Source organism: Actinocrispum wychmicini, from assembly GCF_004345645.1.
GTDB lineage: Bacteria > Actinomycetota > Actinomycetes > Mycobacteriales > Pseudonocardiaceae > Kibdelosporangium > Kibdelosporangium wychmicini.
In genome coordinates this window covers 146,539-171,130 of sequence record NZ_SLWS01000014.1, presented here as the reverse complement: position 1 = coordinate 171,130, position 24,592 = coordinate 146,539, and the positions used below count along the sequence as shown (strand labels likewise).

The window sequence follows — 24,592 nt, the reverse complement described above, 5'->3', positions numbered from 1 at the left end:
CACTCAGCAGGATCGTGCAGGCGGACCAGGAGCCCCGGTCCGATACTCGGTGGATGACGTCATTCAGCTACACGGCCGGTCCGGCCCGGGTGGTGTTCGCGCCCGGCGCGGTACGGCACCTCGATCTCGACGTCCGCAGGCTGGGTGCCACGCGCGTCCTGCTGCTGTCCGGCGGCCGTCATGCCGAGGCCGTCGAGCAGGCGCTCGGCCCGCTGCTGGTGGCCAGGTTCGAGGGCGCCGTCATGCACACCCCGGTCGAGGTCACCGAGCAGGCGATGGCCGAACTGCGGGACTCGGCGGCCGACTGCGTCGTCGCGCTCGGCGGCGGTTCCGTGATCAACCTGGGCAAGGCGCTGGCCCTGCGGACCGACGTCCCGCAGATCGCCGTGCCCACCACGTACGCGGGCTCCGAGGCCACGCCGGTGCTGGGCGAGACGGCGGACGGCCGCAAGACCACCCAGCGGTCGCCGGCGATCCTGCCGGAGGTCGTTGTGTACGACGTATACTTGACGCTCACCCTGCCGGTGGCGATGTCCGTGACCAGCGGCGTCAACGCCCTGGCGCACGCGGTCGAAGCGCTGTACTCGGCCGACGCGAACCCGATCACCGACCAGTTGGCGTTGGAGGCGATCCGTCGGCTCGCCCGCGGGCTCCCCCAGATCGTGTCCGATCCGTCGGATGTGTCGGCCAGATCGGACGTCCTGCAGGCCGCGTGGCTGGCAGGCACGTGCCTGGGCACGGTCGGCATGGGTCTGCACCACAAGCTGTGCCACACGCTCGGCGGCTCGTTCGGTATGCCGCATGCGGAGACGCACACCGTCGTGTTGCCGCATGTGATGGCGTACAACGCCGCCGCGGCACCGGACGTGATGCGGCGGATCGCTGAGGCGCTCGGCGTGGACGACGCACCCGGTGGCGTCCACGACTTGATCGTCCGCTTGGGCGGCCCGACTTCGTTGCGAGAGCTGGGAATGGCCTTTGATGACTTGCCTAGGGCAGCCGAACTCGCGACGGCTCAGCCGTATCCGAACCCGCGTGAGGTCACTGCCGACGGGGTCCTCCGTGTGCTGGAGGAGGCGTGGACCGGCGAACGGCCGCAGGGCGGCTCGGCTGTCCCGAAGCTCACCGCCCAGGTGGTCGCGAGTTTCGACGACGCCCCGCCGCGGTTGCGTGTGCTGCTTCAGGACCTGGTCAGGACCTTGCACTCGTATGCCGTACGGACCGACCTGACCGAGTCGGAATGGTTGTCCGCCATCACGTTCCTGACCAGGACCGGACAGATCTCCAGCGACACGCGCCAGGAGTTCATCCTGCTGTCGGACACCCTGGGGGTGTCCAGTGTGGTCGATCTGCTGACCAACTCGCGTTCGCCGGACACCACGCCGTCCGCGGTGCTCGGACCGTTCTATGTGGACGGACCGCCAGCACGACCGCACGGTGTGGACATCGCCGAGGGCCTGCCGGGTGTTCCGTTGTGGGTGGACGTCCGGATCGTCGACACGCACGGAACGCCGGTGTCGGACGCGACCGTGGATGTCTGGCAGGCCAACGAGGACGGCTTCTACGACGTGCAACTGCCTGACCTCGACGGTCCCGTGTTGCGTGCTCGGTTCCGCACGGACGCCGACGGCCGGCTGACGTTCTGGACGATCCTGCCCGCGGCGTATCCGATCCCTGACGACGGGCCGGTCGGAGCGATGCTGACGGCCACTGGCCGGCACCAGTTCCGCGCCCCACACGTCCATTTCATGATCGCCAAACCCGGTTTCCGCACGCTGGTCACGCAATTGTTCGTCCAGGGCGGCGAGTATCTGGACTCGGACACCGTGTTCGGGGTGAAGGACGGACTGATCGTGGACTTCGTTGAGCAGCAGGGACCCACACCCGACGGTCGGGCCGTCGACTCGTGGCGCAAGGTGGACTTCGTGTTCCGTGTCTCCCAGGGGGTTTGATGACGTACGACACCGATGTGGTGGTGGTCGGCACCGGCCCGGCCGGTGGCGCCGCCGCGTTGCTTCTGGCGACTTACGGCATCCGCACGCTTGTGGTGAACAAGTACGGCTGGCTGGCGAACACGCCACGTTCGCACATCACCAACCAACGCACCATGGAGGTCCTGCGCGACCTCGGCGTCGAGCAGGAGGCTCTGGCCAGTGGTACGCCTCAGGAACTGATGGGCGACACGGTGTTGTGCACGTCCCTCGCCGGCGCCGAACTCGGTCGGATCACCAGTTGGGGCACGGGTGCGCGGTCGGCGACCGAATACCGGGCCGCCAGTCCGTGCCCACTGATCGACCTCCCGCAGACGTACCTCGAACCGATCCTGGTCACCAACGCGGCCGCGCGTGGCGCGAAGGTCCGGATGGACACCGAGTTCCTGTCGTTCACCCAGGATTCCTCTGGCGTCACTGTGCTTTTGCGGGACCGTGTCCGGGATGACTCGTACGAGGTTCGGGCCCGGTACCTGATCGGCGCGGATGGCGGCCGTAGCAAGGTCGCCGAGCAGGCTGGCCTGCCGATCGCCGGGCAGACCGGCAAGGCGGGCAGCATGAACATCACGTTCACCGCAGACCTGAGCAGGTACGTGGCGCACCGGCCGAGCGTCCTCTACTGGGTGATGCGGCCGGGCGCGCACATGGGCGGAATCGGCATGGGCCTGGTCCGGATGGTCCGCCCGTGGAACGAATGGCTGCTGGTGTGGGGTTACGACATCAGCAAGCCGCCACCGGAGGTCACCCGCGAGGAGGCGGTCGCGATCGTCCGTGACCTGGTCGGCGATCCCGACCTGGACGTGGCGATCACCTCGACATCACTGTGGACGGTCAACCACAACTACGCCACCGCCTACTCGGCCGGCCGAGTGTTCTGCGCGGGCGACGCCGTCCACCGCCACCCACCATCAAACGGCCTCGGTTCCAACACATCCATCCAGGACTCCTACAACCTGGCCTGGAAACTGGCGATGGTGGTCCGCGGCCAAGCCGGCCCGGCACTGCTGGACACCTACTCGGCCGAGCGAGCCCCAGTCGGCAAACAGGTGGTCGACCGCGCCAACCTCAGCCGTGACCAGTTCGGCCCCATCTTCGAAGCCCTCGGAATCACCGGCGACACCTCCCCAGCCGGCATCGACCAAGGCCTGGCCGCCTGTCTCGCCGAAACCCCAGAGGGCGCGCACCGCCGTCGTCAACTGGAAGCCGCGATCACCCTGAAGAACTACGAGTTCAACGCCCACGGCGTGGAACTGGACCAACGGTACGTCTCGACAGCCGTAATCAACCCACTGCCGTCCGAACAACTGGACGAACTCCGCCACCACCCGTCCGCCCAGCCCGGCGCCAAACTCCCCCACGCCTGGCTGGTCGGTCCGAACGGCCGCCGAGTGTCCACTCTGGACCTGGTTGGCGGCGGTCAGTTCACGGTGCTCACAGGACTCGCCGGAACCGAATGGGCACCAGCCGCCCACCAAGTGAGCGACCTCCTGGGCATCGCGCTCCGCGTAACGAGAATCGGCTCGGCGGACGCCCGCGACGCCTACGGCGACTGGACCCGACTCACCCGCCTGTCGGAAGAAGCCGCTCTCCTGGTCCGCCCGGACGGCTACATCGCCTGGCGCGCTGACACCCAACACGACGCGTACAACCAGTTGACAGCCGCGCTTGTGCCTGTTTTGGATCTTGTCCCCGCGCCGTCCGTCAGATAGCTCCGCAGTGTTGTAGTAGTCCAGCAGGGGAGCTGAGATGGGCGGTCGGGAGGCGTTGCTCGAAGAGATGTCGCGGCGCGTGCGCCTGGTCACCGAGGAACCGAGCGTCACATGGATCCTCGATGCCGACGCGCTGAGGCAGGCGGACCTGCTCGCCGGTTCGCTCGACGAAGCGGCGGGAACCGATCTCCCGGCCCGGTACGTCCTGGGATGGTTCTACTGGTACCGGTTCCGCGCCCTGCCGCACGAACCGGACGGCGGTGCGCGGGATCGGGTGCTGGAGATGCTGACGCCGTGCTTCCTTGCCGGTATGGCCGACCTCCCCGAAGCATTGTTGCCGCACCTGGCATATCGGGCGACGCTCACTGCCTTGGCGGCCCTCGTTCAGGAGAGTCCCGCTGAAGATCCACAGGCGGGTTCCGTCTCATTCGGTCAATGGTCACGCATTCTGCAGTCCATCCCGGACGACCACCCCTACCGGGCGATCGCGTTGGTGCGGTTCGGTGCCGCGTTGAAGGGCCGGTTCGATCGGACCGGGGTGCTGGACGAGCTGGACCAAGCTGTGGATGTCACCCGCCAGGCCGTGGACGTCAGCCGCCGTGCTGAGCACACCGCTCCCCCTGACGAGCCTGTTCAGGCAATGGCACTGTCGAATCTCGTGGGAATGTTGATGGCCCGGTTCGAGCGGGCGCGCCGTACGAGGGACTCCGTCGAGCGGTCGGGCGCGAAGGACTACTTGGATGAGGCCATCGACGTTGGACGCCAAGCTGTGAACGCCAGTCCGACCCATCACTTCATCCGATTACTGGCCCTGTCGAATCTCGGTCCGGCACTGCGGACCCGATTCGAGTGGACAGGCGCAACAGATGACTTGGACGAAGCCGTAGATTGCGCGCGCCAGGTCATGAACGTCAACCCCACCCCTGACTTGGACTGGGCAGGACGACTGTCGAACCTCGGCGTCACTTTGCGAGCTCGATTCGTGCGGACGGGAGTGCTGAGTGACCTGGCGGAGGCCGTGGATGCCGGCCGCCGAGCCGTGGACGCCACCCCCGACGGCCATCCCGACCAGGCAAGGCGACTGTCGAACCTCGGCATCACTTTGCGGGCTCGGTTCGCGCGGACCGGGGTGCTGAGTGACTTGAACGAGACCATGACCATCATGCGCCGGGCCGTGGCCGCCACCCCAGCCGACCACCTCGACCAGGCGCTCTACCTGGGAAACCTGGGAAGCGCGTTGCTTACCAGGTTCGCGCGGACCGCGGTGCTGGGTGACCTGGACGAGGCTGTGGACGTGTGCCGGCGGGCCGCTGCCATTGCCCCGCTCGATGACCCCAGTCAGGTGGTGTTGTTCAGGAATCTGGGTACCGCGTTGCTGACGCGGTTCAGGCGAATCGGAGCACTGGGCGACCTGGACGAGTCCATAGCCGCCGCGCTGCAGACGTGGGTTGCCACCGGGATCGGTCAACCCGAAGGTGTAGAAGCGCTGTCACTTCTCGCTGCGACGTTCAGGGACAGGTTCGAGCTGTTCGGGACGTTGACTGATCTGGACGCAGCCGTGGCTTGCCAACGCGATGCGGTGAACGAGGCCCCGGCCAACCACCCCGGCCAGGCAGGACTGCTGTCGGGCCTGTGCACGGCCTTGCACGTGCGGTTCCAGCGAACCGGGGTGCTGGATGACTTGCACGAGGCCGTGGACGCCGGTCGCCGGGCCGTGGACGCCACCCCCGTGGATCACCCCTACCGGGCGGGGCGGCTGAGCGGCCTCGGCAATGTCCTCGGGGACTTGTTCGAGCAGACCGGGATGCCGGGTGACTTGGACGAAGCCGTAGCTGTCGGCCGGCAAGCCGTGGACGCCACCCCGGCAGACCACCCCGATCGGGCATCCTGGCTGTACAACCTCGGCCTCACGTTGAGGACACGCTTCGAGCACACCGCCGTCGCGGCCGACCTGGACGATGCTCTGGGTGCCTTCGCCGAGGCGGCGCGGGTTGATTCGGCGAAACCATCCGTGCGGATCGACGCCGCCAGAAACGCGGCTTTCTATGCCGAGCGGAAGAACGACCTGGCCGGTGCGGCGGATTGGTGGGAAACCGCAGTCCGTCTGCTGCCCGAGGTGGCCCCGCGCCGCCTGCGCCGTGCGGACCGGCAGGTCTGGGTCTCCCGCATCGGCGGTCTCGCCAACCACGCCGCCGCAACGGTCTTGGCGGACACGACGACGCCTGCTCCACGGCGTGCCGAGCGCGCCCTGGCCTTGCTCGAGACCGGCCGAGCGGTCCTGCTCAGCCAGAGCCTGGAGACTCGCAGCGACCTCGCCGATCTGCGCCAGGCACACCCCGATCTGGCCGCACGTTTCGCCGAACTGCGAGATCACCTGGACCAGGACACCAGGGACACAGTGCACACCGACCCCGTAGCGGGCCGAAGAAAGATTCCCTCCGAGCTCTTCACGGCACTGTCCGACGCCGCTGGCCAGTCCGGCGCCGTCGACCAGCAGGACGCCGCCGACCGCATCGCGCTGGCCGAGGAACTGGCCACGACCCTGCGCAGTATTCGGACTCTGGACGGATTCGCCACCTTCGGCCTGCCGCCGACCGGTCAGGAGTTGACGGCCGAGGCCGCCGACGGGCCTGTGGTGACCTTCAACATCGCCAGCAAGCGTTGCGACGCCTTGATCCTCACCAGCGACCGGATCATGTCCTTGGAGCTGCCCGGGTTGACCGAGCAGGCTCTGATCGATCAGGTCACCGCGTTCCACCAGGCGTTGCCCGCGGCGGCCAGCCTCGACTTCGCCACCCATGTCGTCAACCGGGAGATCGAGGCGGTCTCCACCGGATCGAGTGCCCGCGACACGCTGAACTCCGTCCTCGCGTGGCTGTGGGACAACGCTGCCGGCCCGGTGCTGGACACCCTGGGATTTCACGGCACTCCATCGGGCGACATCACCGAATGGCCACGTCTCTGGTGGGCCCCTGGCGGTCGGCTCGGTCTGCTGCCGCTGCACGCGGCCGGCCACCACACCGACCCGGACACGCCCCAGCGGCGCACTGTCATGGACCGGGTCGTGTCGTCCTACACACCGACAATCCGCGCCCTGCGGCACGCCCGTCGATCTGGCGTCGCCAACCACCCGCCGAACCGCTCGCTGATTGTCGCCATGCCCACCACACCAGGGCTGCCGGGCAACGGACACCTGCCACATGTCCGCGCGGAAGCCGAGATCCTCAGCACCCTCCTGCCCCATCCGCTCACACTGATCGAACCCGACCCCGACGGCACGACGCCGGATGACACCAAGGCAGTCGCCACCGACCTTCCCACTGCCCGCCGCGTGCTGGACGAACTTCCCTCGCACGCGATCGTGCACTTCGCCTGCCACGGCACCCACGACCCCACCGAGCCGGCTGCCAGTCGGCTCCTGCTGCATGACCACGCCGAGGCACCCCTGACCGTGGCGCACCTCGACCCGGTCGACCTCGATCGCGCGCAGTTGGCGTACTTGTCAGCGTGCGACACCGCTCTGAGCACAGCCGGCGGGTTCCTCGACGAAGCCATCCATCTCGCGTCAGCGTTCCAACTCGCTGGCTTTCCCCACGTCATCGGCACTCTGTGGGCAGTCGACGACAAGGTCGCCGTAGAGGTCGCCAGCCACTTCTACCGCGCACTGCGCGACCCCCGCACCGGACACCTCGACGTCGGTCGTGCTGCGTACGCCCTGCATCAGACGGTCCGCTCCCTGCGCGACAAACTGCCCGGCAGCCCATCCCTCTGGGCTGCCTACTTGCATTCAGGAGCTTGACTCCGCGGTGGCCTGGATGACGGCCTGGACGATTTTTCTGATCCGGTCCGGTGCTCGGTCCGGGTCGGGTTGGCCGGCGTCCAGCCAGGTCAGCACTGCCTCCAGGGTGACCGTGGGGAGTAGCCGGGCGGCCCAGTCGCGCATGGCGTCGTGCGGGATCTCCATCAGGTACGAGTACGCGACATCGCGGGAGTGGGACCGGAAGGTGTCGATCACGTCGCGGAACTCCGGTTCGCGGGCCGCGTGGCGGAACAGCAGGCGGAAGCCGTCCGGGTCGGCGGCTGCCGCGCGCAGCAGGGCGGGGATGGTCTCGGCGTGGTACCCGTCGGATCCCAACTGTTCCTGCAGTCGAAGTCGCGCGCGCTCCAGGACGGCTCGGTACATGTCGTTCTTGGAGTCGAAGTGGCGGTACAGCAGGACGCGCGTGATGCCTGCCTCCGCGGCCACGTCGTCGAGACCCGTTGCCGTGTAACCGGAACGGGCGAAGGCTCGGGTGGCCGCGTCGAGTATCTGCTCGCGGCGCTCCACCCTCGGCATGCGCTGGACCACGCCACCTCCTCTTGTTAACCAGTGAGTATACAAGTACGGTTGTTTACAGACGGATATACAACTTGCTGTCAACAAGGGGATATCGTGATCAAGACGCAGACGCCCACAGGCGACCCGGCCTGGCTGGCCACCGACCACGCCGAGGTGCGCCGACTGCTGGCCGACGAGCGGCTCGGCCGGTCCCATCCCGAGCCGGCGACCGCGGCCCGGACGGGTGCGTCGGCCCTGTTCGGTGGGCCGTCCGGCAACTTCGAGACCGAGCACGCCGACCATGCACGGATGCGGTCGCTGCTCCAGCCGCACTTCTCGCCCAAACGCATGCGCGCCCTCCGTCCCCGCATCCAGGCGCTCACCACCGAATTGCTGGACAAGCTGACGCCGCCGACGGACCTCCACGCCGAACTCGCACTCCCGCTGCCGATCCTCGTCATCTGCGAACTCCTCGGCGTGCCCTACGAGGACCGCGACCAGTTCCGGCAGTGGACGCAGGACGCGGCGAACACCGTCGACGGGACACGTTCCCAGCAGGGGTTGGCCGCTCTCTTCGGCTACGGCCACGAACTGGTGGCGAAGAAACGCGCGAACCCTCAGGACGACGTGATCTCCCAGTTGGCGGCGACCGAGGGGGTGACCGACTACGAGGCCGCGACCCTGTCGATGACGCTCCTGTTCGCCGGCCACGAGACCACGGTCATGCAGATCGGCAAAGGCGCGATGCTGCTGCTCGACAACCCGGACCAGTGGCAGGCCCTGGTGGACGATCCGAGCCTGGTGCCGAACGCCGTCGAGGAGATCCTGCGGGCACCGCGCGCGTACGCCAACAAGGGCGGCGGAATTCCCCGGTACGCACGGACCGAAATGCAGGTCGGCGACGCCACGATTCACCAGGGCGACCTTGTGTTGCTGAGCATCACCGCGGCCAACGAGGACCCGGCGGTGTTCCCGGACCCGGAACGGGTCGACGTGACCCGGCAGACGTCCGCGCACCTCGCCTTCGGCCACAGCATCCGGTACTGCCTCGGCGCGCCACTGGCCCGGATCGAGCTGACCGAGGTGTTCACGCAGCTCGTGACCCGTTTCCCCACGATGCGCCTGGCGGTGTCGTCGGACGATCTGGTCTTCAACACGGACACGCTCGGCAGTGGGCTGACCGCACTCCCCGTGACGTGGTGATGAGCCGGGCGTAACCAGAGCGCCGGCCGGTCGTTCATTCCGATCAGAGGTCTTTTCAGATCCTTTCGGAAGGGTAACCGGCAATGACAACGATGTTCACCGGTAAGCGACGAGGCCGAGTCGCCGCCCTCGTCGGCGCGCTCCTGGTCGCCGTGGGAACTGCGGGAACTGCATCGGCGGCCACTCCCCCGCCACCGCAGAGCGACCCGTTCTACCAGCCGCCGAGCGGCTACGAGTCCACCGCGCCCGGGACGGTCCTGCGGTCCCGGGCGGTGTCGGTGTCGGCGTTCGCGGCGCTCCCGCAGAAGGCACAAGCCTGGCAGGTCCTTTACCGGACAACCGATACGAAGAACAACCCGCAGGCCACGGTCACCACGGTGCTACTGCCGTGGGGCGCGGCGCCGTCGGCGTCCCGGCCGCTGGTGTCCTATCAGGTCGCCGAGGACAGCGCCGCGCCGCAATGTGCCATCTCCTACCAGCTGTTGCAGGGCGCGGGCAACGAGAACATCGTGGCCCAGGCCGAGATCCTGCTCATCGACGCGGCCCTCCAGCAGGGCTGGGCAGTGTCCGTTCCGGACTACGAAGGCCCACGAAGTGCCTACGTCGCCGGACGTCAGGCCGGCCAGGCGACGCTCGACGGCATCCGGGCGGCCCGCAGCCACCTGGGGCTCGGCGCACAGTCCAACATCGGGCTGTGGGGCTACTCCGGTGGCGCGCTCGCGTCCGGCTGGGCCGCCGAGCTACAGCCGAGCTACGCGCCCGAACTCGACATCAAGGGCGTCGCCGAGGGTGGCCTGCCGGTCAACCCGCGCAACGTGCTGACCGGCGCCAACGGCGGCCCGTTCGCGGGCATCGCGATGAGCGGAATCGTCGGCATGTCGCACGCCTATCCCGAACTGGCCCAGTTCCTGGACACGTACCTGACCGACGAGGGCAAGGCCGCGGTCGCCAAGGCCGGGTCGCAGTGCAACTCGTCGAACGTGACCACGTTCCTGTTCAAGGACCTCTACAAGTACTTCACGATCCCGAACCCGCTCGACCGACCCGTGCCCACGCAGGTGCTGGCGGACGTCACGATGGGCCAGCACACCCCGACCGCTCCCCTGTTCGTCTACCACTCGGTCAACGACGAACTGGTGCCCGTCAAGGACACCGACGCGGTTGTGAAGAAGTACTGCGCCGAGGGCGGTCGGGTGACCTATCAAAGGGACATCGTCAGCGAGCACATCGCCCTGGTCGTCACCGGCGCGCCGGACGCGTTGAACTGGCTCAAGGACCGCCTTGCCGGGAAGCCCGTGTCGAACTCGTGCAGCACAAGGACGGTCGTGTCGTCGCTGTTGAACCCGACCGCGATCGTCACGCTGGGAACTGTGCTGTACAAGGACTTCCTGGCGCTGCTCGGCCGTCCCATCGGCCCCGGCTCCATCGGCTAGGTCGTGTTTCAGGTGTCCCGGTCGATGAGAGCCGGGATCGGGGCGGTTCCTGACGTCGCCGCCGGTACGCCGCGAATACTGGTTGTCTTTGGGCGTGCCGGCGGTGGCGTCAGGGACCGCATCCGGCCCGGCTATCGCGATCGGGACACCTGAAACACGGCCTAGGCCCGGCGGATCGCCCGAGTTCCGACAAGAAGGCCGAGCGCGGCCACGACAATGGCGGAGACCAGGCCGTACCCGACGGTCGCGGTCGCGATGTGGCCGTTGAACAGGTCGCGCTCGGCGTTCACCACGTACGTCAGCGGGTTGAACTTCGACATGGTCTGCAGCCAGGCCGGGCCGCCGTCGATCGGCAGCATCATCCCGGCGAGCAGCAGCAGCGGGAACAGCAGGGTCTGCTGGACACCCCAGAACATCCAGTCGTTGTCCTTGGACGCCAACGCCAGCGTGTACGAGAACGCGCCCAGCCCGACGCAGAACACCGCCAGGATCAGCAACCCGAGCACGGCGCCGACCGGATACAGGCTGAATCCAAAGGGGACAGTCACGATCACGAGCAGCACGGTCTGCGCGAGCATCGGCACGATCTCCTTGAGCGCGCGGCCGATGATCAGCGCCGGCCGCCGCAACGGGGTCACCAGGAGTCGTTCGTGCGAACCGGTCTGCATCTCGAACAGCAGGTTGGATCCGGTGGCGGACGTCCCGAACAGGCACGACATCACCACGATGCCGGGCACGAACCACTGTAGGGACGCGTCGCCGGGCAACAGCGGCGCGAACAACGCCAGGAAGAACAGCGGCTGCACCATGGTGAAGATCACCGAGAACGGGTTGCGCAGCACGGGTCGCAGCTCCCGGACGAACACCGTGACGGTGTCCTGGATCAGGGTAGTGGTCGGCACAGCGGGGGGGTCGGGAGAGTCACAGTCGTCATTTCGAAGCTCCTTGGGTCTCGTCACGCAGGCTGCGGCCGGTCAGGTTCAGGAAGACGTCGTCGAGGGTGGGCTGGGTGACCTCGACACGGGCGAGTTCGATGAGGGCGTCGTCCAAGGCGCGCAACAGCTTCTGCGCCAGCCGGGCGGCTCCGTCCAGGTCGATCACGACGGTCGTGCCGGCCTGCCGGATGTCCGCGCCGGCCACGATGCCCAGCGCCGGGTGCCGGACGATCTCAGCGGCCTGGCCGGCCGTGTCGAAGGTCAGGGTGATGCGGTCCCGCGCGTGTTCGGCCTTGAGGCGGGCCGGAGTGTCGTCCGCGATGAGCTTGCCGTGGTCGATCACGATCACCCGCTCGGCCAGCTGGTCGGCCTCGTCCAGGTAGTGCGTGGTCAGCACGATCGTCGTGCCGTGTTCGGCCCGTAGCCGCCTGATGTGGTCCTGCAGGTTGGCCCGGTTCTGCGGGTCCAGGCCGGTGGACGGCTCGTCCAGGAACAGCAGGGCGGGACTGTGGATCAGGCCCATCGCGATGTCCAGCCGGCGGCGCTGGCCGCCGGACAGCGACGACACCATCCGGTCGGCAACCGCGGCCAGGTCCAGGGACTCGATCAGCTCGTCCGCGCGGGCTTTGGCGGTGGCCTTCGTCATCCCGTACGCCCGGCCCTGGCCGACCAGCTCGTCCCGGCCGTGCTGGCTGTGCCCGGCGCCGTTGCCCTGGCCGATGTAGCCGATCCGGCTGCGCACCCCGCGCTGGTGCGTGACCACGTCGTACCCGGCGACCCGGGCTGTGCCCGACGTGGGCGCCAGCAGGGTGGTGAGCATCCGCAGGGTCGTCGACTTGCCCGCGCCGTTCGGGCCGAGGAGCGCCACCAGCTCGCCGGGCTCGACGTGCAGGTCCAGTCCGGCGACCGCGGTCACCGTCTCGTTCTTCACGACGAAATGCCTGGTCAGCCCGTTGGTGTGAATCATTGGCTCGGTCATGGGAACAACGCTATGAGTCATTCCGGTCAGTTTCTGACCTCTAGGTGTGCGAATCTGGGTCCATGGCGAACACGAGTGCGCGGATGCTGCGGCTGCTGTCCCTGCTGCAGACCCATCGGTACTGGCCGGGCCAGGAGCTGGCGGACCGCCTGGAGGTCAGCCCACGGACGCTGCGGCGGGACGTGGACAACCTGCGTGACCTGGGTTATCCGGTCGACGCCAACCGGGGTGTGGCCGGCGGCTACCAGCTGCAGTCCGGTGCCGCCATGCCGCCGTTGCTGCTCGACGACGAGGAGGCGGTCGCGATCGCGGTAGGCCTGCGCACGGCGGCGGGCGGTGCGGTGGCCGGCATCGAGGAGACGTCGATGCGCGCGTTGACCAAGGTCATCCAGGTCATGCCGCCGAGGCTGCGCCGGCGCGTGGAAGCGTTGCGCACCTATACCGTGCCCGCGATCTGGAGCGGCGGGCCGACCGTCGACGCGCTCGCGTTGACCGTGATCGCGTCATCGTGCCGTGACGACGAACGGCTGCGGTTCGCCTACACCGCGTACGACGGCGAGGAAACGCGTCGGCATGTCGAGCCGTATCGGCTGGTGTCGTTGGGGCGGCGCTGGTATCTCGTCGCGTGGGACGTGGAACGGCACGACTGGCGGACGTTCCGCGCGGACCGGATGGTCGACCCGAAGGCCACCGGCGCCCGGTTCCGCCAACGCGACCTGCCCGGCGGCGACCCGGCCGAGTTCGTGCGCCGCCGCCTGAACAACCGGCCGACCCAGCACGCCGTGATCGTGGACATCCAGGCACCGGCCGAGCGGGTCAAGTCGGTGGTGACGCACTGGGCGTCCGTCGAGCCGACCGGCACCGACACGTGCCGGATGACCATGAACACCGACACACTGGACTGGCCCACCATGTTGCTCGGCGGCATCGGCGCCGACTTCACCATCGTGCAGCCGACCGAGCTGCGTACTTACGTCCGGACCATGGGCGAACTGCTGCTGCGCAACACCGAGTGACGCATACTGGCCGGGTGTCCATCCGGGACTGGGTGCTGCACGTCGATCTCGACCAGTTCATCGCGGCGGTCGAGGTGGCGCGCCGGCCCGAGCTGCGCGGCCGGCCCGTGGTGGTCGGCGGCAACGGCGACCCCACCGAGCGCGCGGTCGTGGCGACGGCGACCTATGAGGCCCGCGAGTTCGGGATCCACTCCGGAATGCCGTTGCGGACCGCGGCCAAACGGTGTCCGGACGCGGTTTTCCTGCCGTCCGACCCGCCGGCGTACGAGGCGGTCTCCGAGCAGGTGATGACGACGTTGCGGGAACTGCCGGTCGTGGTCGAGGTGATCGGCTGGGACGAGGCGTTCCTGGGCGCGCGGACCGACGACCCCGAGGCGCTGGCCCAAGACGTGCGACGGGCCGTCGCCGAAGAGACCGGCCTGTCGTGCTCGGTCGGCATCGGCGACAACAAGCTCCGCGCCAAACTCGCCACCGGATTCGGCAAACCGGCCGGGATCTACCGGCTCACCAAGGACAACTGGGTCGCGGTGATGGCCGACCGACCGGTCGACGCGCTGTGGGGAATCGGCCCGCGGACCACGAAGAAGCTCAACGAGATGGGGCTGACGACGGTCGCCGCGTTGGCCCGCGCCGACCCGGCCGACCTGGCCGCCCGGTTCGGCCCCAACATGGGCCCGTGGTACCGGACGCTCGCCCTCGGCGCCGGGGACACCCACGTCGAAGCGACCCCGTACGTGGCGAAGTCCCGCAGCCGGGAGGTGACGTTCCAGGAGAACCTCACCGACCGTTCCGAAATCGATGCTCAAGTCATGGCCCTCGCGCGGCGGGTGGCGCAGGATGTCGCCGACGAAGGCCGCCCAGCGGCCCGGATCGCGGTGAAAGTCCGGTTCGCGCCGTTCATCACGTTGACCCGAAGCATGACGCTGCCTGAGGCGACGAGTGACGCGGACGAGATCGAACGCGCGGCACTCGAAGTGCTGGACCGATTCGAACACACGCGGCCGATCCGCCTGCTCGGCGTACGCGCCGAGTTCTAGACTTTCGCCTTGTATCCAAGGACGGCCGTCAACAACTCGCCTGTCGTCTCGCGCGGGCCGAGCTGGATAAGCGTCTCCGGCAGGACGACGTATCCGAACAGGACACCCATGTAGCACACGCGCATCAGGTGGACTTCCTCCTCGGTCGGCGCCACGCCGTCCGCCCGATGCGCCTCCTGGACCAATTCGAACGCGCCACTGAAGATCCTGACCAGCGCGTCCCGCAGCTCCGGCCGACGCGTTCCCTCCAGCAGCAGTTCGAGCATCGCCCGGTAGCGGTCCTGGTAGGTGGTGACCGCCTCGGCCAGGACCGTGGACAGGATCTCGTGCAGGGCCGCCCGGTTCAGGTCGCCGGCCCGTTGCGCGCGCAGTTCGGCGATCCACTGGAAATGCAGCTGAACCAGCCGAGCGACGGTCGCCTCCAGCAACGCTTCCCGCGACCGGAAGTAGTTGGACGTCGTCCCCCTCGGCACCTCGGCCGCCTCGTCCACCGCTCGGTGCGACAGGCCGTGCGTGCCCTCGCGGGACACGATGGCGATGGCCGCGTCCGCGAGGGCCTCACGGCGTTGCTGGTTGACGGGTGGCACGGCGCTACCTCCCTGGTCGGATTTCGGGAGCTGAGTCTACGTGCCGTCGCGAGTCCGGCGTTCCCGCTTTCCCCGGGCGATTTCCGTGCCCAGCGCACCCAGCCGCTGGGTCCAGAACCGCCGGTATCTGTCCAACCAGGCGTCGATTTCCTGCAGTGGCGCGGGATCGACGGAGTACAGCCGCCGCGTGCCGTCCGCGCGGACCGTGGCGAACCCGTTCTCGCGCAGAACACGCAGGTGTTGCGACACGCCGGGTTGCGAGATCCCGAACTCGGCGCGCACCACCTCGGTGATCTCCCCGGCCGGCAGCTCGCCGTCGGCCAGCAGCTCCAGAATCCGCCGCCGGACCGGGTCACCGAGAACATCGAACGCGTGCACCCGGCCAGCCTGACAACGCGTACTTATATAAGTCAAGTTTTATTCGTTGGGGTCGGCGGTGAAGACCTCGTAGCTGTGCCCGTCGGGATCGGCGACGTACACGCCGCGCCCGCCACCGAGATGGTTGATCTGCCGGTCCCAGCCGTGCATGGGCCCCGAGCCGTAGTCGATCCCCGGACTGTCCCGCAGGTGGCCGAGCAGCTTGTCGAACGTGTCGTCGTCGACAAGGAACGCGTAGTGCCCGGGGGTGGCGCCGCGCCGGTCGTCGAAGTCCATGGTCAGGTCGGCGTTGACCGGAACGGGCACGAACGGTCCGGCGGGCGCGCCCACAGGTAGTCCAAGCAGCCGGGCCAGGAACTCGGCGGACACCTGCTTGTCCGTGGCCGGCACGATCATGTGGTTGAGCAGAACGGTCATCACGGTCTCCAATACATGCGATTCGCACACATAATAAGTGCGCATCGCACGCGATGTACAGTCTCGATGTACCGTGGCTTCCGTGAATCACAACGGCGGGCCCGCGCTGTTTCGCCTGGTCCGGTTCTTCGCCCGGCGCTGGACCAACCACGCGTCCCGGGACCTCACCGGCGAGATGCGCCACGTCCAGCACATCCTCGTGGTCGAAGCCGTCCACGCCGCCCGACACAACGAGGCGACCGTCAACGCCGTAGCCCACCAACTCGGCCTCGACCACTCCGGCGCCAGCCGAATGGTCCGCGACGCCGCCGACGCCGGCTACCTCGACCGTGCCGAATCCGACCAGGACCGCCGCCGAACCGTGCTCCGCCTGACCGACGAAGGCCGCCACCTCCGCGAAGCCGCGAACCGATGGCAACGCCGAGCCTTCGACGAACTCACCGAGACCTGGCCAGACCACGACCGAAAACAGTTCGCCGTGTACCTCCACCGCCTCGCCGGCGAACTAGGCGTCTAACCGCGCCGGACTGTGCGGAGCAGCAGATTGCGCGGCACCGCCACGGGCGGGCGGAATGTGCTGTGAGAAACTCCAGCGCGAGGTTCGGGGACGGTGGAGGCCCGATCCGAGACGTCCGAGGTGACCCTGGTGCGACTGCCCGATCCCGAACGATCTTGTGCCGTTCTCATCGGAGTGAGTTCGTACCGGTCGACGGATCTGCCGAACCTGCCCGCGGTGGACAACAATCTCGACGCGTTACACACGGTGCTGACCGATTCGACCCGCAGTGGATTCACAGCGAACCGGTGCGGAATCGTCGACGGCACCGGCTCGGTTCGCGACGTGTACCGAACACTCTGCGAATACGCGAAGCGGGCCGACGACACCTTCCTGGTGTATTTCGCCGGACATGGCCTCACGGGATCCGTACGAAACGAACTGTACTTGTGCCTTTCCGACACGGACGTCGACGAGTTGCCGGTGAGCGCGCTGAGCATGGACCTGCTCCGGGATGTCTTCCTGAACTGCCAGGCGACCAACCGGGTCCTTGTGCTCGACTGCTGCTTCAGTGGCCGCGCCACCCAAGGGGTCATGACGGGCGACACGGAAGCCGTCCTCGGACAGATCGAGGTGGCCGGGACCTACACCCTGACGTCCACCCCGCCCAACACGCCGGCCCTCGCGCGGCCCGGCGCCACGTACACCGCGTTCACCGGAGAGCTCGTTGCCTTACTGCGTAACGGAATCCCGGATGGACCCGAACTGCTGAGCCTGGCCACCATCTACCGCCGACTGCGCGCGACGATGGCAGCGCGCGGCCTGCCGTTGCCGAGCCAACGCGGCACGGGCACCGCCGACCATCTGGCTTTGGTTCGCAATCCAGCACACGGTCTCGACGTCCCCGACAGTGTCGGGTTCGACGTGAGTCCCGCCCCCGACATCACACTTCCCGCTACCACGACAAGAACACGGGACAGAATCGTCTCGGTCGCCGTCGCGGGGATCGCGGCGGCCAGCGTGATCATCATCGCGACCAATCAAGATCGCGGTTCCCGGGCGTCCGGCACCACCACACCCTCCCAGACACCCACCACCACCTCGACATCCGACAGTTCCACCACGAGTACGAGGCCCTACCCCACCGACACGCGACTCAACCCTACCGACAACAAAACCCTCACCAAGGTTGATCCAGCGGCGCTCGACTGCGCCGACAAATGGGCGAGAGCATTCGTCAACCACACAGCGGGAATCACCAAAAAACAATGGCTGGACGGACTCAGCCCATACACTACCGAAGAATATCAGGCCATCACGTTGACCAGAATTGATCTGAGTGCGATCATCATGACCCGGGTGACTGGAAAACCCACTGCCACGCCGGATTCCTACATAAACTCGGTCACTGTCGACGTGCCGACTGACGGTGGCAAGAAACTCAGGCTCACCTTGATCAAGACATCCGACGGCTGGCGAGTCAACGAGCACGGCGAGGTGTCGTAAGCCGAGCCTGCCGCGAACTACGGTGTCCAGACATAAGGCGTGGTTGTGCCCACTGCGATGAAGCCGAGGCGTTCCAGGATGGGGCGGCTGTCGTCGGAGGCGTCCACCTGCAGGTACGTGATCCCTCGCTCGACGGCCACCTGGGCGCGGCGGGCGACCAGGGCGCGGTAGATGCCGCGGCGGCGCCAGTCGGCCACGGTGGAGCCGCCCCACATGCCCGCGAAGTGCGGTCCGTACTTGGCGACCAGCCAGGCGGCGGACACGAGCTGGTCGCCGGCTTCGGCGACGAGGACCGTGGTGTAGGCGCGTCGGGTGATCAGGTCGTCGGCCAGCCAGGAGAGGTCCATCCCCCACACGGCCGTCTCCATGGCCGCGATGCGGTGGAAGTCCTCGTCGGTGCTGACCTCCCGGATCACGATCCCGTCCGGGGTACGCGCTGGTTGGGCGGCTATGTCGGTGGCCGCGCCGATCACGATGGTTTCCCGGTCCTCGGGGACGAATCCGGCGGCGGACAAGTGGGATGGGAGGTCGGCCGGCAGGTCGTGGCCGCGGGTCTTCCATTCGAGGCCTTCGCCTCGGGCCGCGAAGAAGTCGCGTTGGCGGGCGATCAGCTTGTCCAGTTCGGCCCCGTCGACGCCGAGGTCCCGGGGTGTGCTCACGAAGCCTCGGTGCCGGCCGAAGATCCGCACCACCGGCCCGTCCCGTTCGACCCCGATCCCGGGCTCTACCTGGGTGTACTCGGCAGGGCGCAGCTGGTCGTCGTAGGCGGCGAGCAGTTCGGCGGCGTCAGGCACCAGCCGACCCTAACCGGAGATGATCGCCGGCCGCAGCGGATTTCCCGGACCGCTCGCGGATAATCCAAGGTCAAGGCCGTGTTACGCTTGTTTGCAATCGTTTTCTGCCTAGCCCCGGGTGCCGCCATGACCAACTCGCCCACCCTCAAGGAGGTCGCGCAGCGCGCCGGCGTGCACGTGACCACGGCGTCGCGCGCCCTCAACCCGGCGACGAGCTCGCTCGTCAACCCGGCCACGATGCGCCGGGTGCAGGCGGCGGCCCGGGAGCTGCGCTACCAGCCGAACGCGATGGCCCGTGGCCTGAAGACCGCGCGTTCGATGTCCGTCGGCGTCCTGATCCCGGACCTGACCAACCCGTTGTTCCCGCCGATCGTGCGCGGCATCGAGGACGTACTGGCCGCGGCCGGGTACACCACACTGATCGCCAACACCGACAACGACCCGGACCGCCAGGTCAAGCTGTTCGACACGCTCCGGGCGCGCCAGGTCGACGGCCTGGTGGTCGCCACGGCCCACCGTGAGGACGGGCTGTTCATCGACGCGCACCGGGCGGGCACCCGGATCGTCCTGGTCAACCGCAGGGTCGACCACTCCGACATCCCGTCGGTGACCGGCGACGACCACGACGGCATCGCCATGGCCGTCCGGCACCTGATCGACCTCGGGCACACCAGGATCGCGCACGTGGCCGGGCCGCAGGACACGTCGACGGGCCGCGGCCGGCTGCGCGCCTACCGGCAGGCGCTGGACGACGCCGGCATGACATTGGATCCCGGACTGGTGGTCGCGGCCAAGGGGTTCACCGAACTGGAGGGCGCGCGGGCGACGCGGGCGATGCTGGACGCGGGCAAGGTGCCGACCGCGGTCGTCGCGGCCAACGACATGATCGCCCTCGGCTGCCTGGACGTGTTCGGCGAACGCCGGCTGCGTTGCCCGCAGCACATCAGCCTGGTGGGGTTCAACGACATGCCGTTCATCGACCGGCTGACCCCGCCGCTGAGCACGGTCCGGGTCCCGCACTACCAGATCGGCGCGGAGGCCGCCCGGATGCTGCTGGACCGCTTCGGCAACCCGGACCTGCCGACGAAGTCCATCACCCTGCCGGCCACCCTGGTCCTGCGGGAGTCGACCGCGCCGCCGTCCCGTTAGGACTGAACGAACGCCCCGACGTAGAGCGACGCGATGTCTGGGTGCTCGGTGATCTCCTGTGCGGTTCCGTGCAGGCGCACGCGGCCGCCTTCCAACACCACGGCGTGTGTTGACAGGGCCAGGCCCAGGCGGACGTTCTGCTCGACCAGGACCACGGTTTTCTCGTTGTCGTGCATACGGTTGATGAGTACGGTCACCGCTTCGAGGCTTTGGGGGTCGAGGCCGAGTGAGGGTTCGTCGAGCAGGATCACCGCCGGGTCGAGCATCAGGGACCGGCCGATCTCCACCATTCGCCGCTGGCCGCCGGACAGGGTGCCGGCCGGGGTGTCGGCCCGGTGCGCGACCAGCGGCACCAGGTTCACCACCGCGGAATACCGTTCCGCCAACAATTTTCGCTGCCGTCGAATCAGATATCCGCCCATCAGCACGTTCTCCCGCACGGTCATCCCCGGGAACAACGCTCCTGTCTGCGGAACGTGGGCGACACCCAGGCCGAGCACCTCCGGTGGGCTCAGCCCGTCGATTCTCCTGTCCCCCAACGTCACCTTTCCGAGACGGGGCCGGACCAGCCCACTGACCACACGCAGCACAGTGGACTTGCCGGCCCCGTTCGGTCCGAGGACACACGTCACCGACTGGGGGACAATTGTCAGATCGATTCCCTGTAACACGTCACCACCGCCGTAACCGGCGGACACGCCCTGCAGTTCCAACATTACGAGACCACCCCGCCAAGGTACGCGTCCAGCACGGCCGGGTTGGACCGGATGATCTCCGGCGGGCCGGCGGCCAGTACCGATCCCCCGGCCACGACGAACACCGAGTCGCACAGGTCCAGAACCATCGGGATGTTGTGTTCCACCACCAGGAAAGTGACGCCTCGGTGGTTCAGTTCGCGGATGATCTCGGCCATTCGGTCGACCAGGCCGGGGCTGATCCCGCCGGCCGGTTCGTCGAGCAACACCATTCGCGGCTCAAGCATCAACACCTGGGCCAACTCCACCAGTTTCTGTTGCCCGTACGACAAAGCGCCGGCCCGTTCGGTGGTGAACCGGCCGAGACCGACGAACGACAACAATTCCCGCGCACGGTCGGCTTCATGACCGGCCACCGCGTCTGACGCGAGCACGCCTGGCGCGAAACCACGCAGCGGCGCGACCACGTTCTCCATCACGGTCATGGCCTTGAACAGCCGCGTGACCTGGAAGGTGCGGCCGAGCCCGAGGTGCGCCCGGGTCCACGGCGGCAGCCCGGTCAACGGCCGGCCGGCCAGCCGGATCTCCCCGGAATGCCCGCCCGCGATACCCGTGACCAGGTTGAACAAGGTCGTCTTGCCGGAGCCGTTCGGCCCGATCAGCGCGGTGATCGAACCGTCGAGCACCGCGAGGTTCACGCCGTTCACCGCGCGCAGTCCGCCGAACGCCTTGCCCACATCCCGGAATTCCAGCAGTACCTCGGTCTTCGGGACACTCGGCTCGACCGGACGGCGTTCCACGGTGACGACGTGATCGATGTAGTCGACAGCTTGGCGTTTTCGGGCGACGAGACGATTCAGCAGTGGCACCAGGCCGTCGGGCATGAACACCACGACCAGCACGAGGGCGACGCCGAACATGACCAGACGGGTCTGCGACTCACCGCCGAAATTGGTCGCGGCCTCCCCGGCGAAGGAGACGATGAACGCACCGACCACAGGTCCCCACAACGTTCCCTTGCCGCCGACAAGTGCCGCGAGAACGACCATGACGCTGGCGAGGATGTTGAAGGCGCCCAACGGGTTCAGAAACGTCAGGAAATACGCGTACACGGCACCGGCCACCCCGACGAAGAACGCGCTGGCCGCATAGGCCAGGTTCTTGTACAGCGTGGTCGGGATCCCGATCGCCGCTGCCTTGCCCTCGTCCTCGCGGATCGCCACCAGCCCGGTGCCGAACTTGGTCCGGCGAATCCACCCGGCGAAGCCGACCGTCACCACCAGCAATCCCAGAAACGCGTAGTAGAACGGGATGTTCTGAATGTCCGACGACCAGGACGGCAGTTCCAGCGTGATTCCGTCGGAGCCGTTGGTCAGCGCCGGCGTGTTCACCGTGAGCACCTGGAACACCAACAACAACGCGATGGTGATGATCACGAACGCGGGCCCTTTGGCACGCAACACAACGCTGCCGACAAGCAGCGCGACGACCACCGCGACCACGCCTGCCAGCGGCGCCAGCACCAACGGGTTGACGTGCCAGCGAGCGGCCAGTATCCCCGCGGTGTACGCGCCGATTCCGAGGAACACACTGTGCCCCAACGAGATGTAACCGGCGAACCCAGAGATGATGTTCCAGCTGACGGCCTGGATCGCGAGCAGGAACGCCATCAGCAACACGGTCTGCTCGTAGGTCGCGGCCGGGTCGATGACCGGGAACGCGACCAGCGCTCCCAGAACCAGCAACGGCAGACCAGTGCGTACGTTCATGTCGCGACGTCCTCACGCAGTCGGGTGCCGAACAGCCCGTGCGGGCGGACAAGCAACACCAGCAGGATCACCGCGTAGAAAACGAGTGTCGACCAGCGCGGCGAGCCGTAGGTGGCGGTGGCCGTCTCGGCGAGGCCGAGAATCAGCGCGCCCACCCAGGCGCCGCGCAGCGATCCCATGCCGCCCAACACGATGATGCCGAGCAGCTTGGCGATCCAGTCGTAGTGTGACGCCGGGAAGAACGGGTACAGCACGGACAGGATCGACCCACCCGTGCCGGCCGTGGCCGCGCCCAGTGCAAACGATAGCGCGGCCACTGTGGACGCACTGATCCCGACCAGCGCGGCACCGCTCGGGTTCTGCGCGGACGCCCGGATCGCCCGGCCGGTCCACGTCCGGTTCAGGACGAGATACAGCAGGCCCAGCACCAGAAGCGCGGCCGCGCAGCCGTACACCTGTGCCTTGGGCAGCGCGACCTGTCCGATGTGGAACGACTCGGCGAAGTAGGCCGGGGTGGCCGACCGGAAACGATTGCCGGCCGTGACGTTCAGGACGCCCTCGATGGTCAGCGCGATGCCGAACGTCAGCAGCATCGACATGGCCGGCGTCGACTGGCGGACCCGGACCACCACCAGCCGGTACAGCAGCCATCCCAGGCCGAACATGGCCGGCGTGGTGGCCAGCGCGAGCACGATCGGGTCGATCCCGGTGAGCGACCAGACCTTCCACGTCACCATCGCCACCAGCACGAGGAACGCGCCCTGGGCGACGTTGACGATCCCCATGATCCCGAACACCAGGGTCAGCCCGGCCGCCATCAGCGCGTACACGCCGCCGATGAGCAGGCCGAGCACGACCGTCTGGAGCAGTTGCGTCATTGCCACCCCGGCTTCGGGAACACGATCCTGTCCGTGGTCGCGGCCTCCTTGGGCGACACCACCTCCACCTTGCCGCCCTGCCACTGGGCGAGCATGAACGCGGTCTGCGGTTCACCGGTCGGCGCCCACTTCAGCGTGCCGAGAATGGTCGGCACCTGGTTGGCGCGCAGCCAGTCGGCGAGCGCCGCCTGGTCGACCTTGCCGACCGCGGTCACCGCGGCCTGCAGAACCTGTGCGGCGGCGAACCCGTCGGCCGCGTCCTCGGCTGGGTCGGATCCGAAACGTTTGCGGTATTCGGCGTTGAAGTCCGCGTTCAACGGCGTCTTGGCGTTCTCACTCCAGCTCGTGCAGTAGAACACGCCCTCGGTCGCGGGCATCCCGATCCCGTCGCTGTACTCCTTCCCGTTGCCCGGGGCGTTGGTCTGGAACAGCACCTTCGGCGAGAACCCGATCTGCTTCAACGCCCGCACGGCGCCGATGCCGTCCTCGAACTGGGCGCCCTGGGCCACCAGATCCGGTTTGCCACCGGCGATCGCGCTGGCCAGCGGCTGGAAGTTCGTGGTGTCCGCGGGATACACCTGGGAGTACAGGGTTTTCACCCCGGCCGCCTCCAGCTGCTTCTGCAGCGACTCGATGGCCGGTCGGGTGAACGGATCATCCTGCGTGATGTACGCGGCGGTGGCCGGGCGGCTCGCCGCGGGCAGCGATGCCAACCATTGCACCACCCCGTCCGCCTGGTGCGGCGCGGTCGCGGGCTGGGCGAAGAACAGCATCTTGAAACCGCGGCTGAACATGTTCGGCGCGCCGCCGGCCGGCTCGACGTACAGCATCTTGTTCTTCTCGGCCACCGCGGACGCCGGGTAGTTCAACAGCGACGAGAAGCTGCCCAGCAACAGGTCGACCTTGTCCTGGGTGATCAGCTTCGTGTAGTCGCTGATGATGGTGTCCTGGTTGCTGGCGTCGTCGGTGATCTTCAGCTCGACCTGGCGGCCGAGCAGGCCGCCGGTCGCGTTCACCATGTCGCGCCAGATCTCGTAGCCCCGCTTGGCCTCCCCACCCGGTTGGGAGAACTGGCCGGTCAACGGCAGCGACGCGCCGATCACGAGCGGCCCGGCGCCGCCGCCCTTCGCACTGCCGTTACCGCACCCCGTCGCGACCAGCGCGACACAGGTGACCACGGTCGGCAACCACCCTCGGACAGGCATGCGTGCTCCTTTTACGTCGGGACGGATTGAGCACGACGGCAAACGATTGCAGCGCCGGTCATCGTCCTGCCGTCGACACCAGTCTGTCAACACCCGG

General features: G+C 67.8%; 21 protein-coding genes. 10 read left to right on the top strand and 11 right to left on the bottom strand.

What is annotated here, in order from left to right; translation table 11 throughout:
- Positions 1-53: 53 nt before the first annotated feature.
- From EV192_RS45760 to EV192_RS45750, 3 genes are read left to right on the top strand one after another with little or no spacing between them, the layout of a single operon-like run.
- A complete protein-coding gene (locus tag EV192_RS45760) occupies positions 54-1,952 on the top strand; it encodes a maleylacetate reductase and hydroxyquinol 1,2-dioxygenase domain-containing protein (protein WP_132125032.1) in 1,899 nt (632 codons plus the stop codon).
- A complete protein-coding gene (locus tag EV192_RS45755; protein WP_132125031.1) occupies positions 1,952-3,700 on the top strand; it encodes an FAD-dependent oxidoreductase in 1,749 nt (582 codons plus the stop codon). The genes EV192_RS45760 and EV192_RS45755 overlap by 1 nt, the downstream gene beginning before the upstream one ends.
- Positions 3,701-3,737: 37 nt before the next feature.
- Positions 3,738-7,499, top strand: coding sequence for a CHAT domain-containing protein (locus EV192_RS45750; protein WP_132125030.1), 3,762 nt, complete (start codon positions 3,738-3,740; stop codon positions 7,497-7,499).
- On the opposite strand, the gene EV192_RS45745 is transcribed toward EV192_RS45750, so the two are convergent.
- Positions 7,488-8,048 (bottom strand): TetR/AcrR family transcriptional regulator, encoded by a 561-nt coding sequence (locus EV192_RS45745; RefSeq protein ID WP_243727492.1) that lies wholly within the window; start codon positions 8,046-8,048, stop codon positions 7,488-7,490. The two genes, EV192_RS45750 and EV192_RS45745, sit on opposite strands and share 12 nt — an antisense overlap.
- A gap of 84 nt (positions 8,049-8,132) precedes the next feature.
- Here EV192_RS45745 and EV192_RS45740 point away from each other — a divergent pair, with 84 nt between their 5' ends.
- Together EV192_RS45740 and EV192_RS45735 are read left to right on the top strand one after the other, a co-directional pair.
- The gene (locus EV192_RS45740) at positions 8,133-9,221 is read left to right on the top strand and encodes a cytochrome P450 (RefSeq protein ID WP_243727491.1); all 1,089 of its coding nucleotides are present in this window, start codon (positions 8,133-8,135) and stop codon (positions 9,219-9,221) included.
- An 83-nt stretch (positions 9,222-9,304) separates the two neighbouring features.
- The gene (locus EV192_RS45735; RefSeq protein ID WP_132125028.1) at positions 9,305-10,654 is read left to right on the top strand and encodes a lipase family protein; all 1,350 of its coding nucleotides are present in this window, start codon (positions 9,305-9,307) and stop codon (positions 10,652-10,654) included.
- Positions 10,655-10,815: 161 nt separating this feature from the next.
- Here the strand turns inward: EV192_RS45735 and EV192_RS45730 are convergent, their stop codons facing one another.
- Both EV192_RS45730 and EV192_RS45725 read right to left on the bottom strand, forming a co-directional pair.
- Positions 10,816-11,556, bottom strand: coding sequence for an ABC transporter permease (locus EV192_RS45730; protein WP_207926769.1), 741 nt, complete (start codon positions 11,554-11,556; stop codon positions 10,816-10,818).
- Positions 11,557-11,584: 28 nt separating this feature from the next.
- Positions 11,585-12,556 (bottom strand): ATP-binding cassette domain-containing protein, encoded by a 972-nt coding sequence (locus tag EV192_RS45725; RefSeq protein ID WP_132125133.1) that lies wholly within the window; start codon positions 12,554-12,556, stop codon positions 11,585-11,587.
- A 74-nt stretch (positions 12,557-12,630) separates the two neighbouring features.
- Here EV192_RS45725 and EV192_RS45720 point away from each other — a divergent pair, with 74 nt between their 5' ends.
- Positions 12,631-13,584, top strand: a complete 954-nt coding sequence (locus EV192_RS45720) for a helix-turn-helix transcriptional regulator (protein WP_132125027.1) — start codon at positions 12,631-12,633, stop codon at positions 13,582-13,584.
- 14 nt (positions 13,585-13,598) lie between these two features.
- Positions 13,599-14,621 (top strand): DNA polymerase IV, encoded by a 1,023-nt coding sequence (locus EV192_RS45715; protein ID WP_132125026.1) that lies wholly within the window; start codon positions 13,599-13,601, stop codon positions 14,619-14,621.
- Here EV192_RS45715 and EV192_RS45710 read toward each other — a convergent pair.
- The 3 genes from EV192_RS45710 to EV192_RS45700 are packed head-to-tail and all read right to left on the bottom strand — an operon-like array spanning position 14,618 to position 16,003.
- Positions 14,618-15,208 (bottom strand): TetR/AcrR family transcriptional regulator, encoded by a 591-nt coding sequence (locus EV192_RS45710; RefSeq protein WP_132125025.1) that lies wholly within the window; start codon positions 15,206-15,208, stop codon positions 14,618-14,620. The two genes, EV192_RS45715 and EV192_RS45710, sit on opposite strands and share 4 nt — an antisense overlap.
- Before the next feature lie 36 nt (positions 15,209-15,244).
- Positions 15,245-15,586 carry an ArsR/SmtB family transcription factor gene (locus EV192_RS45705; protein ID WP_132125024.1) on the bottom strand — a complete coding sequence of 114 codons (342 nt, stop codon included), beginning with the start codon at positions 15,584-15,586 and terminating at the stop codon, positions 15,245-15,247.
- Positions 15,587-15,625: 39 nt separating this feature from the next.
- Entirely contained in the window at positions 15,626-16,003 is a 378-nt protein-coding gene (locus EV192_RS45700) for a VOC family protein (RefSeq protein WP_132125023.1), read from the bottom strand.
- A gap of 82 nt (positions 16,004-16,085) precedes the next feature.
- Between EV192_RS45700 and EV192_RS45695 the strand changes: the two genes are divergently transcribed.
- On the top strand, positions 16,086-16,520 hold the full coding sequence (locus EV192_RS45695) for a MarR family winged helix-turn-helix transcriptional regulator (protein WP_207926767.1): 435 nt from the start codon (positions 16,086-16,088) through the stop codon (positions 16,518-16,520).
- A 93-nt stretch (positions 16,521-16,613) separates the two neighbouring features.
- Complete coding sequence (locus EV192_RS45690) at positions 16,614-18,005, top strand: caspase family protein (RefSeq protein WP_132125022.1); 1,392 nt, start codon at positions 16,614-16,616, stop codon at positions 18,003-18,005.
- A gap of 17 nt (positions 18,006-18,022) precedes the next feature.
- Here EV192_RS45690 and EV192_RS45685 read toward each other — a convergent pair whose 3' ends face one another.
- Positions 18,023-18,799, bottom strand: coding sequence for a GNAT family N-acetyltransferase (locus tag EV192_RS45685; protein ID WP_132125021.1), 777 nt, complete (start codon positions 18,797-18,799; stop codon positions 18,023-18,025).
- Between the two features lie 126 nt (positions 18,800-18,925).
- Here EV192_RS45685 and EV192_RS45680 point away from each other — a divergent pair, with 126 nt between their 5' ends.
- A complete protein-coding gene (locus EV192_RS45680) occupies positions 18,926-19,948 on the top strand; it encodes a LacI family DNA-binding transcriptional regulator (RefSeq protein WP_132125020.1) in 1,023 nt (340 codons plus the stop codon).
- Here EV192_RS45680 and EV192_RS45675 read toward each other — a convergent pair.
- The 4 genes from EV192_RS45675 to EV192_RS45660 are packed head-to-tail and all read right to left on the bottom strand — an operon-like array spanning position 19,945 to position 24,495.
- The gene (locus EV192_RS45675) at positions 19,945-20,664 is read right to left on the bottom strand and encodes an ABC transporter ATP-binding protein (RefSeq protein ID WP_132125019.1); all 720 of its coding nucleotides are present in this window, start codon (positions 20,662-20,664) and stop codon (positions 19,945-19,947) included. The genes EV192_RS45680 and EV192_RS45675 overlap by 4 nt on opposite strands.
- Positions 20,664-22,412: a branched-chain amino acid ABC transporter ATP-binding protein/permease gene (locus tag EV192_RS45670; RefSeq protein ID WP_132125018.1), complete on the bottom strand. Its 1,749-nt coding sequence runs from the start codon at positions 22,410-22,412 to the stop codon at positions 20,664-20,666. Before EV192_RS45670 ends, EV192_RS45675 begins: the two co-directional genes overlap by 1 nt.
- Positions 22,409-23,290: a branched-chain amino acid ABC transporter permease gene (locus tag EV192_RS45665; RefSeq protein WP_132125017.1), complete on the bottom strand. Its 882-nt coding sequence runs from the start codon at positions 23,288-23,290 to the stop codon at positions 22,409-22,411. The genes EV192_RS45670 and EV192_RS45665 overlap by 4 nt, the downstream gene beginning before the upstream one ends.
- A complete protein-coding gene (locus EV192_RS45660) occupies positions 23,287-24,495 on the bottom strand; it encodes an amino acid ABC transporter substrate-binding protein (protein ID WP_132125016.1) in 1,209 nt (402 codons plus the stop codon). The genes EV192_RS45665 and EV192_RS45660 overlap by 4 nt, the downstream gene beginning before the upstream one ends.
- Positions 24,496-24,592 lie beyond the last annotated feature (97 nt).

Coding starts and splice junctions, on each gene's coding strand:
- EV192_RS45760 (WP_132125032.1), top strand. CDS start 54: ATGACGTCATTCAGCTACACGGCCGGTCCGGCCCGGGTGGTGTTCGCG.
- EV192_RS45755 (WP_132125031.1), top strand. CDS start 1,952: ATGACGTACGACACCGATGTGGTGGTGGTCGGCACCGGCCCGGCCGGT.
- EV192_RS45750 (WP_132125030.1), top strand. CDS start 3,738: ATGGGCGGTCGGGAGGCGTTGCTCGAAGAGATGTCGCGGCGCGTGCGC.
- EV192_RS45735 (WP_132125028.1), top strand. CDS start 9,305: ATGACAACGATGTTCACCGGTAAGCGACGAGGCCGAGTCGCCGCCCTC.
- EV192_RS45725 (WP_132125133.1), bottom strand. CDS start 12,556: ATGATTCACACCAACGGGCTGACCAGGCATTTCGTCGTGAAGAACGAG.
- EV192_RS45720 (WP_132125027.1), top strand. CDS start 12,631: ATGGCGAACACGAGTGCGCGGATGCTGCGGCTGCTGTCCCTGCTGCAG.
- EV192_RS45700 (WP_132125023.1), bottom strand. CDS start 16,003: ATGACCGTTCTGCTCAACCACATGATCGTGCCGGCCACGGACAAGCAG.
- EV192_RS45680 (WP_132125020.1), top strand. CDS start 18,926: ATGACCAACTCGCCCACCCTCAAGGAGGTCGCGCAGCGCGCCGGCGTG.
- EV192_RS45675 (WP_132125019.1), bottom strand. CDS start 20,664: ATGTTGGAACTGCAGGGCGTGTCCGCCGGTTACGGCGGTGGTGACGTG.
- EV192_RS45670 (WP_132125018.1), bottom strand. CDS start 22,412: ATGAACGTACGCACTGGTCTGCCGTTGCTGGTTCTGGGAGCGCTGGTC.
- EV192_RS45665 (WP_132125017.1), bottom strand. CDS start 23,290: ATGACGCAACTGCTCCAGACGGTCGTGCTCGGCCTGCTCATCGGCGGC.
- EV192_RS45660 (WP_132125016.1), bottom strand. CDS start 24,495: ATGCCTGTCCGAGGGTGGTTGCCGACCGTGGTCACCTGTGTCGCGCTG.